The organism is Streptomyces sp. NPDC059002 (genome assembly GCF_042740435.1).
Classification (GTDB): domain Bacteria; phylum Actinomycetota; class Actinomycetes; order Streptomycetales; family Streptomycetaceae; genus Streptomyces.
This window is the reverse complement of record NZ_JBHYJI010000006.1, coordinates 125963-140499: the sequence shown is the minus strand read 5'-3', so window position 1 is coordinate 140499 and position 14537 is coordinate 125963. Positions and strand designations below refer to the sequence as shown.

Sequence of the window (14537 nt, the reverse complement as noted above, 5' to 3'; positions counted from 1 at the left end):
GCGGAAAGAACAGAAGAAGCAAGAGAAGAAGCAAGAAGGGAGCCTTGTGAAGCTCTTCCGAAGCCGAAGGGGTCACACGCCTCGCACCACCCGGACCGGCCGCCGTCGGCAGAACGGAGTCACCGCCATGGGATCTCGTCACACACGCGTATCCACCGAGACAGTCTTCGAACTCGTCGAGCCGGACGGAACGGCCCCGGTGGACGTGGGCCTGACGTACGACACCAGGGACCCCTACTCGGTCGCCATGGAACTGGAGATCCGCACCAGCCACCGGCCGTCGGTCTGGGTCGTGAGCCGCGGCATGCTGGCCGAAGGACTCCTGGTGCCGACGGGGCTGGGGAACGTACAGATCACCCCTGCCACACCAGAGTTCGTCCTGCTGCAACTGGGCGCGGACGACGAGCAGGCGTCCCTGTGGATGTCGCTGCCGGAGATCGAGGAATTCCTCGAGAGCACCTACGACGTGGTGCCGATCGGCGAAGAGGACCAGTGGTGGGAGGTCGACGACATGGTGCGACGGCTCCTGGAAGCGGCCTGAGCCTGTCGTTGTCCCTGGAATGTTCCTGGAACGTTCCTGGATCAGGCGCCGGGCAGTGAGGAATGGATGCGGGCGATGGCCCGCAGCACCTCGTCGCGGTTCTTGGCCTGCTGCATCCATGCGGGCAGACGGGCCACCGCGGTCATCTTGCGGCCGTGGTCGTGCCAGGGAATCCCCTCACGCAGCGACGCCTGCACGAATCCTTTGATCAGGTCCAGGTGTTCCAGGTCGTAGGCCCATACCCACCCGTGCCGGGTTTCGGTCTGCAGCCACAGGCGGGCGCCGAAGTACGGGTCTGTGGCCGGGGCATGCGGATCCCGGTGCAGGACCACACCGCCACGGCTCCACTCCCTGGCCGTCCCGCAATTCCGGCAGACGAGACGCCTGGCCGCGAGGTGGTCCGGGTCGTGCGCTCCGGCCGGCTCCGGTCCTGCCACGACGTGCGCGGCCTTGTCGCAGCCGGGGCAGCGCACCAGGACGGACGTCAGGAAGTCGTACGTGGTGCTCCGTGGGTCCCGGAAGCGGTGCGGCGCGGAGATCGGACTCATGGGGGCCAGTATGCGAGCCCGGCGGCGTGCCGCCAAAGGCTCCGGGTCAGTCGTCGCCGGTCGGGGACCACGCCAGGACTGCCTGGACGCGCGTCCGTACATTCAGCTTCGAGAAGATGCGGTTGATGTGGTTCTTGACCGTCTTCTCCGTGAGTCCGAGGGCGGAGGCCACCTCGCCGTTGGTCCGCCCGTCGGCCACCAGACTCATCACGTCGTTCTCCCGCCGTGACAGAGCCGCACGCACCACGCCGTCCCCGCCCGGCGTCCCACCCACCGGGCTCGGTAAGCCGGCGTCCCACCCACCGGGCTCGGTAAGGGTGAGGGAGGGTGCGGCGGCCTGGCGGCGCGCTTCGGGGGGCGGGGCAGTGCGCCGGGAGCGTTCCGGGCGGGCAGGGCGGGCGGACCCGCCGTGGAGGTCCGCCCGCCCCTCGGAGGTGCGCTCACCGCGGCACTCCGCACGGCGCGTACGACATGAACATCCGCCGACTCGTCGTACACGAGCACCTCCGCGACTCCCCGACGCCGCGCGAGCTGCGCGAAGTTCGCGTCATGGCGCCGGGAGATCAGCACGACCCCGCTGTGTTCGGTGAGCACGGGCAGATACGCGAAGCACTGCGCCGGGGTGCGGCCCATGTCGAGGACGATGACCTTGGGACGGATCGTCGTCGTCGCGGTGACCGCCTCGCTGAGCGTGGTGGCCTCGGTGACGCTGACGTCGGAGAAATCGCTCCACCTCTGCTGTTCGACCGTCCACCGCAGCCCGTGCGCCACGAAGACGTCCGCGCTGCTCACGACGACGTCGAGACTCTGATTGCGCCACCCCTCCGCTCCCCCGCCGGGGAATGCCGCGTCATCCGTGCCGCCGACGGCCCGCCGCATTCCATTTCGCTCGTGCTCCACGGTGTGCTGCCTCCCCTTGCTCCACGCCTCGCCGGACGGGGCTCATCCCAGGCGTACGCGTACCGTCCCGCCCGGGAATCCCCCTCCTGTTGGACGCTCGAACCAACGACCCCGTTCTCGCATTCCGGAGCCGCCGCAGCACACGAATTTCTCACTGAACGGACCGTCGCCCCAGGATTCCCGGGCTCCGCTCAGGGGCGGTCGGTCCGCGCCGGGACCTTGCCGCAGAACTCGGCCTCGACGACGTCGGTGTACATCGAGCCGTCCCGCAGCCAGTCGCCGTTGATGTTGAACGTCAGCTGGTGCTTGCCGTCGGGCGTGCCGACCATCGCCGACAGCGAGCCGTTGGTGCGGCCGCTCTTGCCCACCACCTGCACCCCGCAGGACAGCTGGGCGAACTCGACGCCGAGCCCGTAGCCGATGCCCTCGCCGTCCGGCACTTCGTCGAGCATCTCCTTCATCTGGGCTTGCGGCAGCAACTGGCCGCGGATCAGGGCGCGTTGGAAACGGTTGAGGTCGCCGGTGGTGGAGATGACGTCGCCCGCCGCGCCCAGCCACGTCATGTTCTGCTCGGTGGCGTCGACCACTTCGGCGTCGGGGGCCTTCTGATGGAGCCGGGAGTATCCGACGGGGTGCGGGTCCGGCAGCCGCGGCGACGTGCCGGGGAACGACGTGCCGCGCAGCTTCAGCGGGCCGATGATCCGCCGGGTGGCCTCCTGCGCGTACCCGTGGCCCGTCGCCTTCTCGATGACCATCCCGGCGATGACGTAGTTGGTGTTCGAGTACAGCGGCGACTTCTCCGGCTCGGGGTGCGGCGGATGCTTCAGCGCGACCGCCACGAGCTGTTCGGGCGTGTAGGTGTCGTACCGGTGCTCCGCGAAGCCGGGGCCTGCGGAGTTGTGGGCGATGACGGGGTCGTCGGTGTAATTGGCGATGCCGCTCGTGTGGTTGAGCAGACTGCGCAGTGTGATCGTGCCGCCGTCGTATCCGTTGCCCCGGATCAGGCCCGGCAGCCATGCCTCGACGGTGTCGTCCAGGCTCAGCCGCCCCTCCGCCTCCAGCTGGAGCAGGACCGTCGCGATGAAGGTCTTGGTGATGCTGCCCGCACGGAAGTGGTCGGCGTCCGTCCGCTCGCGCCCCGTGCCGGTGTCGGCGTACCCGGCCGTGGCGAACCACCTCCCCTTGCTGTCACGGGCCTTGGCGGCGACACCGGGCAGCTCCCCCTGCTCGACCAGCGCACGCAGCGCGGTCCGGGTCGCTTCGTGCCCCCGGTCCCCGCGGTCCGCCCGCTCCGCCGCATGCGCCGAGGGGGCGACGGTGGCCGCCCCCATCAGTGCGGTCACCGTCACCACTGTCGCGAGTGACGTCGTACGCGCAGCCCACCGCTTCATGGGTGTTGCCTCCAGGTCATCGTCTCCGAGGGGCGGGATGTGCCCCTGTGCTGCGTGTGACGTCGGCCTTGGGCTGCGTGGTTGACCTCTGGATCAAGGACGGGACCGTGGTACTACGCGAACAGGGCCAGGGGGCCACGGAGTTGCGGCAGGTTGGTACCGGGGCACGATGAGCGTGTCCCGCCCCGCCAGGGCGTTCGTTACGGAAGGCCGTGCACCTTGGGGCCGACGGAGTTCGACCAGGCGCTGCCCGCCGTCGCGTCCCAGTTCGTGGACCAGGTCATGGCGCCGCGCAGCGCCGGGTAGGTCTTCGAGGGCTTGAAGGTGCCGCAGCCGGTGCCGCGGGTGAGGCAGTCGAGGGCGTTGTTCACGACCGAGGGGGCCACGTAACCGCTGCCCGCCGCACGTGTCGACGCCGGGACGCCGAGACCGACCTGCGAGGGATCGAGGCCGCCCTCCAGCTGGATGCAGGCGAGCGCGGTGAGGAAGTCCACGCTGCCCTGGCTGTAGACCTTGCCGTCGCAGCCCAGCATCGAACCGCTGTTGTAGTACTGCATGTTGACGACCGTGAGGATGTCCTTCACGTTCAGCGCCGTCTGGAAGTAGCCGCCGGACGTGGACTGCATGTCGATGGTCTGCGGCGCCATCGTGAGCACCAGCTTGGCGCCGGCCTTCGCGGAGAGCTGGCGCAGTGCCTTCGTCATGTAGGTGGGGTTGAGGCCGTTCTCCAGGTCGATGTCGACGCCGTCGAAGCCGTACTCCTGCATCAGTGCGTAGGCGCTGTTCGCGAACGCCGTGGCGGAGGCGTCGCTGTTGACCGAGATGGTGCCCTTCTCGCCGCCGACGGAGAGGATCACGGACTTGCCCGCGGCGTGCTTCGCGGCGATGTCCGCCTTGAAGTCGGCGGTGGAGGGGTAGCCGACGGCCGGGTCGAGGTTGAAGGTGATCTGGCCCGGTGTGGTGGTGGCGTCGGCGAAGGAGACGGCGATGATGTCGTACTGCGACGAGACGTCCCGCAGTTTCTGCACGGTCGCGCCGTTGTTGAAGTTCTGCCAGTAGCCGGTCAGGGCGTGTCTGGGCACGGTGCCGTTGCCGCCGTCGCCCTTGGCGGTCCGTGCGGACACCGCCGTCGACTTCGCGGACTCGCCCGCCGCGTTCGAGGCGCTCACCTGGAAGCTGTAGGCCGTGTCGGGCGTGAGTCCGGTGACGGTCGTGGAGGCGCCGCTGACCGCCGCGACCTTCGTGCCGTCGCGGTAGACGGTGTAGCCGGTGGCGGTGGACACGGGGCTCCAGGACAGGTCCACCGTCGTGGACGTCGTCGTGCCCGCGGCGAGTCCTGTCGGTACGGCCGGTATCTCCACCGGGTCGGTGCCGCCGCCCCCGTCGGGCCCGAAGACGCTCACGTCGTCCACGTAGTACGCGCTCTGCCCGTACCAGCCGTGCGTGTACACGGTGACCGACGTGGTGTTCGCGCCGGTGGTGAAGCTGGTGGAGAGCTGCTGCCAGGCCGAGGTGCCCGGCGTCCAGGTCGACACGTCGGTGGTGCCGGTGCCGCGGGCGCCGAGGTAGGCGTAGCTGCCCTGCACCCAACTGCTCAGTTTGTACGTCGAGTTGGGCTTCACAGCGACGATCTGGGAGCACTCGGCGGTGTCCTGGTTCGAGGGGGTGGCCTTGAGCGCCTTCGTGCCGCCGTGCACGGGGGACGTGACGGCGGCGCCGCTGTTCGCGGTGCAGGTCCAGTTGCTCAGGTCCGCCTCGAACCCGGCGTTCTTGGCGACGTTGACGTCGGCGGCGATGTCCGCCGACTGCGCGGGTGCGGCGAGCGCGGTGACGGTGAGCACGGCGGCCGCACCGATGGCGAGCGCCGCGCCGATTCTCCGGCGACGGCCGGGTCTGCCCTGACGTACACGGTCCACGGGGTGCCTCCAGGAAGAGGTGAAGGGCGGATGTGAACGACGGTGGCCACCGCTGCTGTGCGCATAGTTGGTCCAGACCAATGCAGTTGTCAAGGCCTCCGGCAACCGCGGCGCGGGTGGCGTCGCGGTCGGGAGCGGGGCGGGTGGCGTCGCGGTCGGGAGCGGGGCGGCCGCGTACGGGTGGGTCAGTAGAAGCGGCGTACGAAGATGTCCGTCTTGCCGTTGGTGTCGCCGGGCACGATGTCGTCGGTCGCGGACTGGAAGACCACGTCGCGCCCACCGGCGCTGACCGCGTCGGTCCCGGCCGAGGCGGGCTGGTTCGAGACGATCTCGTCGGTGCCCGCGCGCAGGTCGCGCAGCGTGAGCGACGGTCCGCTCGTGTCGTGCGGGGCGTACAGCAGATAGCGGCCGGTGGGGTCGATCGCCAAGCCCCGTACGTTCGGCACCAGTTGGGCGGTGCCCGTGCTCACGTCGTGGACGTAGGTGTCGGAGCCCGAGAGGTAGACGGCCTTCCTGCCGTCGTTGCTGAGCTGGACGAGCGTCGCCTCCGCGGACGGCCCTTCGATGGGTCCTGAGGTGGTGCCGCCGGTCCGGTCCCACACGAAGACGTCCTTCGCCTTGCCGTCCTGGTAGGCGACGTAGCGGCCGTCGCCGCTGATGGACGGGCGGGACGGCTGGGTGTGGTCGAAGGTGGCGACGGTCTCGTTGGCGCCGCCGTTGTTCCAGTCCTGGACCAGGACGCGCTGGCCGAACGACGGTTGCCTGATGGAGCGGATCACATGGGCGGTGTAGCGGCCGTCCGCGCTCAGCGACGGCTGGTCGCAGGTGTACGCCGAGCAGTTGAGGGAAGCCGTCGCTCCCGTGCGCACCTGATACTGGCGGATCCGCACGTCGTTGATCCACTGATGCGCATAGCCGAGGTACTCCCCGTCACCGCTGATCACCGGGGGCTGGGTCGGGGCGAGGTTCCCCATCCGCTGGTTCTGCTGCGTCCGCCGGTCGCGGAGGAACACCCGCTCGCCCCCGGTCGAGGCGTCGGGCGTGAGGTTCTTCGCCGACGAGGAGAAGACGATGCGGCGGCCGTCGTGCGTGATCGAGGCGCCGGTGGAGTTGTCGTCGGCCTGGATGCCGTCGGCAGCGACGCTGATCCGCTCGACACCGGCTCCGCTGTCGTCGGTGACGCCCGCCGCGGGTTCGGCCGAGGCGGTCGCGGGCAGCGCCGCCGTGACCGCGCAGGCCGCGACCGCCGCGCTCAGGGCGGCCCGCACACGTCTGGCACGTCTGGTGGTGCTGGGTCGGTTCACGTTGGCACTCATGTTCCCCCCAGGTAAGAAGTGTCCCCTCCTCCGGCTCCCCACCGGAGGACCACCAGCATGCAACCGCGATCGCCTTGTGGGGTCAATGCGTCACATGACGTATTGAGATGCGCAGTTACGGACATGTGAGAGCGGTCCGCTTCTCGGCCGCATGAGGCTCCCGGCGACCGGCCGACCGAGACGTTCCGGCAGACCGCGATCAGGCGGCGATCCCTTGACCTCGGTGGCCCCGGCCACTACTTTTCGGTAATCGCCGACCCATGACCAGCGAAAGGAGGCGGCCAGCAGATGTACACCAGCTCTGATCTCGGTCGCCTCGCCCAGTGCACGGTCTGGGTTCCGGGTCGCATCGCGCACGGCTGCTGAGCACGCCGTACCGCTGTGCCGTCATGGCACATTCCGGGTTTTCCCGCCCCCTTCTTCCGGTACGTCGCTGATACGTGCCGTTTCGCGCCCGCTCCTTCGACCGCGCCCGCCCCTGCACCTACGGCCCGGCGCGTCCGCACACAGAAAGCTGCCTGACATTGGCGAACATCATGCACCGACCGATCACGCACCGAAGCGGAATCCCGTCATGACGGCCGCGCGCATCATCGTCAACGGGAAGGAAACGCCGATCGCACCGGCCGCGCCGCACACCACGGTGCTGGACTTCCTGCGCGGACGCGGCCTCACCGGCACCAAGGAGGGCTGCGCCGAGGGCGAGTGCGGCGCGTGTTCGGTCCTGGTGGCCCGTCCCGGGGTGGACAAGCCCACCGACTGGGTGGCGGTCAACTCCTGCCTGGTGCCGGCCGCGGCGCTCGACGGGCAGGAGGTCATCACCTCCGAAGGCCTCGCCACCGCCGACGAATCCGGCGCGCCGCCTTCCCTGCACCCGGTGCAGGAGGAGATGGCCGTCCGTGGCGGCTCCCAATGCGGTTACTGCACACCGGGGTTCATCTGCAGCATGGCCGCCGAGTACTACCGGCCGGGCCGCCGCGCGCACGGGGACTCGACCGGCACCACGGACTCGGCGGACCCCGCCGGCCACTCCGACGCCGAGCACGGCCCGAACGGATTCGATCTGCACGCGCTGAGCGGAAACCTGTGCCGCTGCACCGGCTACCGCCCCATCCGCGATGCCGCGTTCGCCGTCGGCACACCCACCGACGAGGACCCGCTGGCCCGGCGCCGCGAGCAGTCGCCACCCGCACCGGTCGCCACCGAGTACGCCCAGGACGACAGCGCGTTCCTGCGGAGGAACACCCTCGCCGAAACCCTTGAGTTGCTGCGCGAGCGGCCCGACGCCGTGCTGGTCGCGGGGTCCACCGACTGGGGCGTGGAGGTCAACATCCGCTCCCGGCGCGCGCGTTGCGTGGTCGCCGTCGACCGGCTTCCCGAACTGCGGGAGCTGCGCGTGGAGTCCGGCTCCATCGAGATCGGGGCGGCGCTGACGCTCACCGCGATCGAGCGCCGCCTCGACGGCGCCGTCCCGCTCCTCGCGGAGCTGTTCCCGCAGTTCGCCTCCCGGCTCATCCGCAACGGCGCGACCCTCGGCGGCAATCTGGGCACGGGATCGCCCATCGGCGACAGCCCGCCGGTGCTGCTGGCCCTGGAGGCGTCGCTGGTGCTCGCCGACGCCGACGGCGAGCGCGAGGTGCCGCTGGCCGAGTACTTCACCGGATACCGGCAGAGCGTGCGCCGTCCCGGCGAGTTGATCCGCGCGGTGCGCATCCCGCGGCCGCTGTCGCGGGTCACGGCCTTCCACAAGATCGCCAAGCGGCGCTTCGACGACATCTCCAGTGTGGCGGTCGCCCTCGCGCTCGACATCGAGGACGGGATCGTACGCAAGGCACGCATCGGCCTGGGCGGTGTGGCCGCCACCCCGATCCGTGCGCTCGCCACCGAGGCGGCCCTGGAGGGACGGTCGTGGTCGACGGAGACTGTGGAGAGCGCGGCCCGGGTGCTGCGCGGTGAGGGGACGCCGATGGACGACCATCGCGCCAGCGCCCTCTACCGTTCCGCGATGCTCGGCCAGAGCCTGCTGAAACTGCACGCACAGACCACCGAGGCGGTGTCGTCATGAGTCATCTGTCCCAGCGCCCCGAGAAGCCGGTGGTCGGCGTCCCGATGCCGCACGAGAGCGCCACCCTGCACGTCACCGGCACCGCGCTCTACACCGACGACCTGGTCGCCCGCACCAAGGACGTGCTGCACGCCTACCCGGTGCAGGTCATGAAGGCCCACGGCCGGATCACCGCGCTGCGCACCGCGCCCGCGCTCGCCGTGCCCGGTGTGGTCCGCGTGCTGACCGGCGCCGACGTGCCCGGCGTCAACGACGCCGGGATGAAGCACGACGAACCGCTGTTCCCCGACACGGTCATGTTCTACGGCCACGCGGTCGCCTGGGTGCTTGGCGAAACCCTGGAGGCCGCCCGGCTCGGTGCGGCGGCCGTCGAGGTGGACCTCGACGAACTGCCCTCGCTGGTCACGCTGCAGGACGCGATGGCGGCCGACAGCTTCCACGGCGCCCGGCCGCAGATGGTGACCGGTGACGTGGACGCGGGCTTCGCCGACTCCGCGCACGTGTTCACCGGGGAGATCCAGTTCTCCGACCAGGAGCACTTCTACCTGGAGACACATGCCGCCCTCGCCCATATCGACGAGGGCGGCCAGGTGTTCGTGCAGAGCAGCACCCAACACCCGTCCGAGACCCAGGAGATCGTCGCCCACGTCCTTGGTCTGCACAGTCACGAGGTGACCGTGCAGTGTCTGCGGATGGGGGGCGGTTTCGGCGGCAAGGAGATGCAGCCGCACGGCTTCGCGGCCGTCGCCGCGCTCGGCGCCAGGCTGACGGGACGCCCGGTCCGGCTGCGCCTCAACCGGACCCAGGACCTGACCATGTCCGGCAAGCGGCACGGCTTCCACGCCCGGTGGAAGATCGGATTCGACGCCGACGGGCGCATCCGGGCCCTGGACGCCACCCTGACCGCGGACGGCGGCTGGAGCCTGGATCTGTCCGAGCCGGTGGTGGCCCGCGCCCTGTGCCACATCGACAACACCTACTGGATCCCCAACGCCCGCATCGCGGGCCGCATCGCCAGGACCAACAAGGTGTCCAACACCGCGTTCCGTGGCTTCGGCGGACCGCAGGGCATGCTGGTGATCGAGGACATCATGGGCCGGTGCGCGCCCCTGCTCGGCCTGGACCCGATGGAGCTGCGCGAGCGCAACTTCTACCGGCGGGGCCAGTCGACGCCGTACGGCCAGGAGGTCGTCCAGCCGGAACGGATCGCCGCCGTCTGGCAGCAGGTCCAGGAGAACGCCGCGGTCGCCGAGCGCAAGCGCGAGATCGCCGCCTTCAACACCGCGCATCCGCACACCAAGCGGGGGCTCGCGGTCACCGGCCTCAAGTTCGGCATCTCGTTCAACCTCACCGCCTTCAACCAGGGCGGCGCGCTGGTCCTGATCTACAAGGACGGCTCGGTCCTGATCAACCACGGCGGTACCGAGATGGGGCAGGGGCTGCACACCAAGATGCTGCAGGTGGCCGCGACCACCCTGGGCATCCCGCTGCACAAGGTGCGGCTCGCCCCGACGCGGACCGACAAGGTGCCCAACACCTCCGCCACCGCCGCGAGCGCCGGTGCGGACCTCAACGGGGCGGCGGTGAAGAACGCCTGCGAGCAGTTGCGCGAGCGGCTGTTGCAGGTGGCCGCCACCCAGCTGGGGTCGAGCGCATCGGACGTACGCATCGCCGAGGGCGTCGCACGCGCCCTGGGCAACGACACGGAGCTGGCCTGGGACGACCTGGTGCGCACCGCGTACTTCCAGCGGGTCCAGCTGTCGGCGGCCGGTTTTTACCGGACGGAGGGGCTGCACTGGGACGCGAAGACGTTCCGGGGCACGCCGTTCAAGTACTTCGCCCATGGCGCCGCGGCGGCCGAGGTGGAGGTGGACGGCTTCACCGGTGCGTACCGCATCCGCCGTGTGGACATCGTGCACGACGTGGGCGACAGCCTGTCCCCGCTGATCGACATCGGTCAGGTGGAGGGCGGTTTCGTGCAGGGCGCGGGCTGGCTGACGCTGGAGGACCTGCGCTGGGACTCCGGTGACGGGACGGGCCGGGGCCGTCTGCTCACCCAGGCCGCGAGCACCTACAAGCTGCCGAGCTTCTCGGAGATGCCCGAGGAGTTCAACGTCACGCTCTTGGCGAACGCCTCCGAAGAGGGCGCGGTGTACGGGTCCAAGGCGGTCGGTGAGCCGCCGCTGATGCTGGCGTTCTCGGTGCGTGAAGCGCTGCGGCAGGCCGCTGCCGCGTTCGGGCCGAGCGGTGTCGCCGTCGAACTGGCCTCGCCCGCGACGCCGGAGGCGGTGTTCTGGGCGGTGCAGGCCGCGCGCGAGGGCACCGCCTCGTCGAACGGTCATGCACGCGGCGGGGTTGCCGCGGGCGGCGACACCGGATCGGGGCTGCCCGGGCATCCCGGGGGCGGCACGGTGCGCGTCGGCGCGGAAGCGTTGAGCGGTGCCTGACATGACGTGGGTCGCCGCGGTCGCGCGGTTGCGGGCACGCCGGGAGCCCGGCGTCCTGGTCACCGTCGCGACCGTGCGCGGCCATGCGCCGCGCGAGGCCGGTGCGAAACTCGTCGTGGGGCGGGGCGAGACGTGGGGGTCGATCGGTGGCGGCAACGTCGAGGCCGTCGCGATCGACCGGGCCCGGGACATGATGGGCGCGGCCAAGCCGGAGCCCGAGCTGCTCGACTTCGCCCTCAACGACAAGGTGACCAACCGGCATGGTGTGCAGTGCTGCGGCGGCACGGTGTCGGTCCTGCTCGAACCGCTGCCGGTGGTACGGGCGGTCGCGGTCTTCGGCGTCGGGCACGTCGGCCTGGAACTGGCACGCATCCTGGCCCGCCAGGACCTCGACCTCCATCTGGTCGACAGCCGGTCCGACATGCTCGCCAAGAAGCGGCTCGACGTCCTTGTGGACGCGGTGGCGCAGATCCATGCGCATCACACGCCGCTGCTGCCCGAGGAGGTCCTCGAAGAGCTGCCGCACGGCACCCATGTCCTGATCATGACCCATGACCACGCCGAGGACGCCGCGCTGTGCGACGCCGCCCTGCGCGCCCCGCATCTCGGCTCCGTCGGGCTGATCGGGTCGGCGGCCAAGTGGAGCCGGTTCCGCACACGCCTCGCCACCGAGGGCGGCCATGACGAGGCGACCATCGACCGGATCAAGACCCCGATCGGCCTCGCCGACATCACCGGCAAGGAACCCGCCACCATCGCCGTGAGCGTCGCCGCCGATCTGCTCCGCACGTTCGAGAGCGAGGGGAACTGTCCCGCTCCCCCGGACGGCGGGTGAACGTTCGCCGGGCACGAGGGACAGCCGAGCACGAGGAACAGATGCAGATGCTCGGCCGAAGGGCCCGCCTCCGAGGGCTGGACCAGGGCCTTTGTACGGCGCCGCATAGAATCCCACCGTGGACACCAACAACTGGTTCGAGGTCGAGGACCCGGAGGAGTACGGCGAGGAGCCCTGGGACTTCACCGAGGCCGAGCTCGCCTTCGTCGACGCCCTGCGCACCCGGGCCGCCGCCTGGCGGGTGCCGCCCGCGCACAGCAGTGTCAGCCGACCCGAGGACGACTCGTCCCTCCTGGTCCACGTCGCGCTCCTCGACGACGCGCGTCCCTTGGTGCTCGGCGAGTGGGCCGTGCACTTCCACGGCACCCATGTGCGGGCGGGGAAGGTCAGCGACCAGCTCTTCCACCTCCACATGGCGCCCGAGCGCGGCTACTTCGAGGCGTCCGGCACGGTCGAGGAGCTCGCGGAGCGGTGCGCCGACTGGTTCGAGCGCCTGCTGAGCCGACCTGTCGTCCGCCTCGAATGGCCCTCCGAGAACGGGATGCACGGAACCCGTTGGGAGTTCGCCGATACGGGCGAGGGCCTCGTGTCGAGTTTCCCCCGCGGCGCCGAAGGCTCGCCCCCGGTCCGCCGGGTCCCGGTCCGCCCCTGATCCACGAAGGCCCCCACGCCTCGCGCCCGGCCGGCCGCGTCCCGCCTCACGTGCCGGTCAGCCACTCCACCACCTCGACCGCCCCGTAGGGGCCGCCGTCCGGGCTCAACTCCGCCAGGAATCCCAGGTCTTGCCCCAGCGTGACGACCGGGGGCTCATCGCTGCCGCGGGGGTGGCGCTGGCCGAGGCCGACGGTGGCCAGCAGCCCGTTGCACAGGCAGAGCCGTCCCTCGGTGTCGGTGACCGAGCCGCCCTTGCGGTGGAAGGCGGCCTCCGGTTCGGCGGGGCAGCGGTAGCCGATCCCGCCCTTGGCGGTGCGGTAGGGGACGCGCAGATAGCCGAGGTCGCACACGCGGCGACGGGTCGTACGCACCGCAGGGTCGGACAGTGTGCCCGGCAACTCGGCGACCTTGAAGGGAAAGTCGGTGGGGGACGCCATCGGGTCGTTGCGCACCCGCAGCGTCCCGGCGCGGGCCCTCGTCCGCAGCTCCTCGCGCAGACCGGCCGCCAGGCCCGACTCCTCGCAGAGCGCGAACGCGCTGCCGACCTGCACACCGGCCGCACCCGCGGCACGCGCCGCGGCGAGCCGCTCGGGGTGGGCGACGCCACCCGCGAGCCAGAAGGGGATGCCGAGCGCCGCCATCTTGGCGAGGTCGGGGTGGTCGCGCGGCCCGTAGACGGGCTCCCCCTGCGCGTCGAGCTTCAGGGCGCCCCGGGGCGGAGCGCTGTGGCCGCCCGCGCCATGGGTCTCGATCACGAACCCGTCGGGCGTCGTGGCGTCGTCGCGGGCCAGGTACGCGGCGAGGAGCGGCAGCGACACGATGGCGAGAACGTCCGGCCTGCGCAGTGATCCGGCGAGTCCGTTCGGTCGAGGCAGTCCGTTCGGTCGAGGCGTAGAGGACTGTCGGGCGGCGGGCGGCTTCGCGGCCGGGGCGAGCGGTTCGATCCGCACATCCTGTCCGCGCCGCTCCCCCGCGATGCCCTTCGCCGAAGCCGCCCCACGGCACCCGGCCGCCGCTCCCCCGCCCCCGCCCCCGCACTCACAGCCTTTGTCCACCAAGGGACTTGCGCGGCCCAGCAGCGCAGCGGGATCGAAACGGTGGTCGCAGTCCTCCTCGGCCCCGTCGAGCCTGATGCGCACGCTCACCGGTTCCATCCGCGCGAGCCGCCGCGCCAGCTCGGGTACGTGGCCGGGGACGCCCGCGCCGACCAGGACGCAGTCCACCCCGGCGAGGATCGCGCCGAACAGGCCGGGGGCGAGGCCCAGTTGGACCTTCTCCAGGTAGTTGATCCCGACCGGGCCGTCGTGGCCCTCCTTGGCGAGCCACACCTCGACGAAGTTCCCGATCACGGTGAGCAGTTCGGCGGGCTCCCCGCGCTCGACCCGCAGCATCGGCTGTGCGCGCAGGCGCTCCTGCTCGCCGATGCCGCCTTCGACGTAGCAGCGGTCGAGGACGGCGGACGCCAACTCCGGTACGGGGAAGGCCGCCAGCGCGCGGCGCACGTCACCGCCCGGGTCGCCGAGCTGGAGTCGGCGCGTCAGGAGCGCGTCGAGCGCCGTGCCCGACACGACGCCGAGCTGCCCGGCGCGGCTGACGGTGCGGGCCAGTCGCCAGCCGGAGACTCCGACGCCCATCCCGCCCTGGATGACCTGGGGCAGTTCCCCGTCCACCGTGACCATCGGCATACCGCGCACCTCACCGCTCGAACTCCACAACCTACGGTTCCGTAGGTTCGGCCAGGAGGCCAGTCTTGGCCACGGGGCCCCCGGGACCACACGCCGAAGGGCCCGACTGGTGGTGACCAAAGGCCACCCGCGCCGGGCTCTTGGCCCCTGCCGTGCCCGGCAGGGGCGGCGGGATGAGATCCATGTCTCCCCGTCCGAATGCGCAGTTCAGATACCCCCTCCCGTATTGTTCGATACCG

The 14537-nt window shown here is 70.8% G+C and carries 12 protein-coding genes; 5 read left to right on the top strand and 7 right to left on the bottom strand.

Annotated features, from left to right (window positions below; all coding sequences use genetic code 11):
- The first annotated feature begins 127 nt into the window (after nucleotides 1–127).
- Nucleotides 128–541, top strand: coding sequence for an SsgA family sporulation/cell division regulator (locus ACFWZ2_RS08340; protein WP_384543630.1), 414 nt, complete (start codon nucleotides 128–130; stop codon nucleotides 539–541).
- Between the two features lie 41 nt (nucleotides 542–582).
- Here the strand turns inward: ACFWZ2_RS08340 and ACFWZ2_RS08335 are convergent, their stop codons facing one another.
- From ACFWZ2_RS08335 to ACFWZ2_RS08310, 6 genes are all read right to left on the bottom strand, one after another.
- Nucleotides 583–1089 carry a hypothetical protein gene (locus tag ACFWZ2_RS08335; protein WP_384543628.1) on the bottom strand — a complete coding sequence of 169 codons (507 nt, stop codon included), beginning with the start codon at nucleotides 1087–1089 and terminating at the stop codon, nucleotides 583–585.
- 46 nt (nucleotides 1090–1135) lie between these two features.
- Nucleotides 1136–1297, bottom strand: coding sequence for a LuxR C-terminal-related transcriptional regulator (locus ACFWZ2_RS08330; RefSeq protein WP_384543626.1), 162 nt, complete (start codon nucleotides 1295–1297; stop codon nucleotides 1136–1138).
- Nucleotides 1297–1989, bottom strand: a complete 693-nt coding sequence (locus ACFWZ2_RS08325) for a hypothetical protein (protein ID WP_384543624.1) — start codon at nucleotides 1987–1989, stop codon at nucleotides 1297–1299. The genes ACFWZ2_RS08330 and ACFWZ2_RS08325 overlap by 1 nt, the downstream gene beginning before the upstream one ends.
- 191 nt (nucleotides 1990–2180) lie before the next feature.
- A complete protein-coding gene (locus tag ACFWZ2_RS08320; protein WP_384543622.1) occupies nucleotides 2181–3380 on the bottom strand; it encodes a serine hydrolase domain-containing protein in 1200 nt (399 codons plus the stop codon).
- A gap of 200 nt (nucleotides 3381–3580) precedes the next feature.
- Nucleotides 3581–5296, bottom strand: coding sequence for a chitinase (locus tag ACFWZ2_RS08315; RefSeq protein ID WP_384543620.1), 1716 nt, complete (start codon nucleotides 5294–5296; stop codon nucleotides 3581–3583).
- A gap of 185 nt (nucleotides 5297–5481) precedes the next feature.
- Complete coding sequence (locus ACFWZ2_RS08310) at nucleotides 5482–6600, bottom strand: hypothetical protein (RefSeq protein ID WP_384543618.1); 1119 nt, start codon at nucleotides 6598–6600, stop codon at nucleotides 5482–5484.
- Between the two features lie 586 nt (nucleotides 6601–7186).
- Here ACFWZ2_RS08310 and ACFWZ2_RS08305 point away from each other — a divergent pair.
- The 4 genes from ACFWZ2_RS08305 to ACFWZ2_RS08290 all read left to right on the top strand — a co-directional run bounded on the left by ACFWZ2_RS08305 (nucleotide 7187) and on the right by ACFWZ2_RS08290 (nucleotide 12611).
- Complete coding sequence (locus ACFWZ2_RS08305; protein WP_384543616.1) at nucleotides 7187–8677, top strand: xanthine dehydrogenase small subunit; 1491 nt, start codon at nucleotides 7187–7189, stop codon at nucleotides 8675–8677.
- Nucleotides 8674–11124 (top strand): xanthine dehydrogenase molybdopterin binding subunit, encoded by a 2451-nt coding sequence (gene xdhB, locus ACFWZ2_RS08300; protein WP_384543614.1) that lies wholly within the window; start codon nucleotides 8674–8676, stop codon nucleotides 11122–11124. Before ACFWZ2_RS08305 ends, xdhB begins: the two co-directional genes overlap by 4 nt.
- A 1-nt stretch (nucleotide 11125) precedes the next feature.
- Nucleotides 11126–11959 carry a xanthine dehydrogenase accessory protein XdhC gene (gene xdhC, locus ACFWZ2_RS08295; RefSeq protein ID WP_384543811.1) on the top strand — a complete coding sequence of 278 codons (834 nt, stop codon included), beginning with the start codon at nucleotides 11126–11128 and terminating at the stop codon, nucleotides 11957–11959.
- A 118-nt stretch (nucleotides 11960–12077) separates the two neighbouring features.
- The gene (locus ACFWZ2_RS08290) at nucleotides 12078–12611 is read left to right on the top strand and encodes a hypothetical protein (protein WP_384543612.1); all 534 of its coding nucleotides are present in this window, start codon (nucleotides 12078–12080) and stop codon (nucleotides 12609–12611) included.
- Between the two features lie 46 nt (nucleotides 12612–12657).
- Here ACFWZ2_RS08290 and ACFWZ2_RS08285 read toward each other — a convergent pair whose 3' ends face one another.
- The gene (locus ACFWZ2_RS08285) at nucleotides 12658–14298 is read right to left on the bottom strand and encodes a nitronate monooxygenase (RefSeq protein WP_384543610.1); all 1641 of its coding nucleotides are present in this window, start codon (nucleotides 14296–14298) and stop codon (nucleotides 12658–12660) included.
- Nucleotides 14299–14537: the final 239 nt, after the last annotated feature.

Excerpts from the sequence above, each read along its gene's own strand:
- ACFWZ2_RS08320 (WP_384543622.1), bottom strand. The coding sequence starts at position 3,380 with ATGAAGCGGTGGGCTGCGCGTACGACGTCACTCGCGACAGTGGTGACG.
- ACFWZ2_RS08285 (WP_384543610.1), bottom strand. The coding sequence starts at position 14,298 with ATGCCGATGGTCACGGTGGACGGGGAACTGCCCCAGGTCATCCAGGGC.
- ACFWZ2_RS08330 (WP_384543626.1), bottom strand. The coding sequence starts at position 1,297 with ATGAGTCTGGTGGCCGACGGGCGGACCAACGGCGAGGTGGCCTCCGCC.
- ACFWZ2_RS08335 (WP_384543628.1), bottom strand. The coding sequence starts at position 1,089 with ATGAGTCCGATCTCCGCGCCGCACCGCTTCCGGGACCCACGGAGCACC.
- ACFWZ2_RS08340 (WP_384543630.1), top strand. The coding sequence starts at position 128 with ATGGGATCTCGTCACACACGCGTATCCACCGAGACAGTCTTCGAACTC.
- ACFWZ2_RS08305 (WP_384543616.1), top strand. The coding sequence starts at position 7,187 with ATGACGGCCGCGCGCATCATCGTCAACGGGAAGGAAACGCCGATCGCA.
- xdhB (WP_384543614.1), top strand. The coding sequence starts at position 8,674 with ATGAGTCATCTGTCCCAGCGCCCCGAGAAGCCGGTGGTCGGCGTCCCG.
- xdhC (WP_384543811.1), top strand. The coding sequence starts at position 11,126 with ATGACGTGGGTCGCCGCGGTCGCGCGGTTGCGGGCACGCCGGGAGCCC.